A 1,999-nucleotide genomic window follows, 5' to 3' on the forward strand; every position below is an offset into this window, starting at 1 on the left:
AAGCAGTGTTCAGTAAGCGGCCAAACACTGCTTACTGCTAGACTGTTTACTGCTTACGGCCATTGTCCACTGTTCACCGCTTCTCAAGTGGGTAGCGGAAGCAACTCACCAGATGGTCATTGACCAGGCCAACCGCTTGCATGAATGCATACGCGATAGTCGGCCCCACGAAGGTGAAGCCGCGGGCCTTGAGATCCTGGCTGAGGGCGCGCGATTCGTCCGTCTCGGCCGGCACGTCGCGCAGGCTGGTCCAGGCGTTGACGATAGGCTGCCCGCCGACGAAGCGCCAGACGTAGGCGTCGAAGCTGCCGAACTCCTCCTGGATGCGGAGGAAGCCCTGGGCGTTGCGGATGGCGGCGGCGATCTTGAGCCGGTTGCGCACGATGCCGGGGTCGGCCAGCAGCGCGGCCACCCTGGCCTCGTCGTAGGCGGCGACGGCCGCCGGGTCGAAGCCGTCGAAGGCGCGACGGTAATGGTCGCGCTTGCGCAGGATGGTGGCCCAACTCAACCCCGCCTGCGCCCCCTCCAGGATCAGGAACTCGAACAGCGTCCGGTCGTCGTGGACGGGCGCGCCCCACTCCTCATCGTGGTAGGCCACGTACAGCGGGTCCGTCCCGGCCCACGGGCAGCGAATGATGTCAGCCATTGCAGAACCTCATGTAAAGAAGGAGAAGAAGCTCACGCCAAGCGCGCAAAGCGCGCCAAGAACGCAAAGCAAGACTTGTTTTCCTCTTTGCGTTCTTGGCGTCCTTTGCGCCCTTTGCGTGAGCCTCTTTCTTCATCCAAACAACCCCGCGATCTGCTCATACCCCCCGGCCCGCGCCAGCCCGTGCGCGTCGCGCCCCTCGGGGTCGGCCAGCGTCACGTCGGCCCCCTTCTCGATCAGGTAGCGGGCCACGTCCGTCCGGCCGAAGCGCGCCGCCAGGTGCAGCGGCGTGTACCCGTCGCGGCTGCGCTCGTTCAGAATGAAGTCGCCCCACCCTTCGTGCAACTCCCGCACCAGCGCCAGCCGCCCCAGCGCCGCCGCGTCCCACATCTCCAACTCGGCCGCGGCGTCAGCCAGACGCTCGGCCAGTTCATCCGCGCCGGCGTAGACCGCCAGCCGCACCACGGGCACGCCGTCCTGCGTCGTGGCGCTGGCGGCGTTGGCGTCCTCGGCCAGCAGCGCCTCCACGCGCGACGCGTCCCCGGCTCGCACCGCCGCGACCAGCGCCGCCGCCCGGCTCACGGCCTCGCTCAACCCGGCGGCGTAGCCGGCAATCGCCTCGGCCGCCGCGGCCCGTTCGGCCGCGCCCAATTCCGGCGCGCCGATGAGCGTCCCCTCCACCTCGGCCAGCGCGGCGTAGAGCTGGCGGATGAGCCGCCGCGCCTCGTTGGCTGGCCGGCCCAACTGGTCGAGCGTCCGCTCCATCTGGATGGTGTGCTGGCGCAGGTGGGCCTCGAAGCGGTGCAGCCGGTACTCCAGCGTGTACGGCTCCCCCTCCCACCAGATCGAGGGGCCGTCGATCTCCCCGTCGCTGATGCCGGCGAACTCGGCCAGGGCGCGGGCGTGCAGCGCGGCGTGGAAGGCGGCCATCGCCTCGCGCGTGCCCGTGTCCATCAGCGGCCCAAAGGTCTCGGCGAAGGGGCCGTGCAGGCGGTCGGCCTCGCCGTCGGGCAGGGTGGGGGGCAGGTTGCCCTCCTCCCGCTGCCGCCGCAGGCCGTAGTGCACCAGGGCGAAGAAGTTGCGCTCCGCCCCGACCATGTGGCCGTAGATGTAGCGCAGCGGCCACTCGCCGGGGGCGGGCGCGGCGTCGTACTCGGCGGCGGTGATGCTCAGCGCCACGGCGTCGAGGTCGCGGTCGGCGGCGTGGTATTGGGCCAGGGCGTGCTGGGCGCGGGTCAGGGGCGGGCCGCTGCGCCGCCGCTCGGCCGCCAGCCGCACGGCCAGGGCGCGCAACTCGTGCGTCGCGCCGATGAGGGCGAAGCGCGCCCCCTCATTGTGGGCCAGCCAGCGGTA

At 70.5% G+C, this 1,999-nt stretch carries 2 protein-coding genes; both read right to left on the bottom strand.

What is annotated here, in order from left to right:
• Nucleotides 1-73: 73 nt before the first annotated feature.
• A complete protein-coding gene (locus ACE3UY_RS13890; protein WP_374688106.1) occupies nucleotides 74-646 on the bottom strand; it encodes a DNA-3-methyladenine glycosylase I in 573 nt (190 codons plus the stop codon).
• A 132-nt stretch (nucleotides 647-778) separates the two neighbouring features.
• Nucleotides 779-1,999, bottom strand: a 1,221-nt coding sequence (locus ACE3UY_RS13895) for an ankyrin repeat domain-containing protein (RefSeq protein WP_374688107.1), incomplete at its 5' end; no start/stop codon positions are given.

The sequence above is a fragment of the Promineifilum sp. (SeqCode) genome (assembly GCF_041918635.1).
In the GTDB taxonomy this organism is placed as follows: Bacteria; Chloroflexota; Anaerolineae; order Promineifilales; family Promineifilaceae; genus Promineifilum.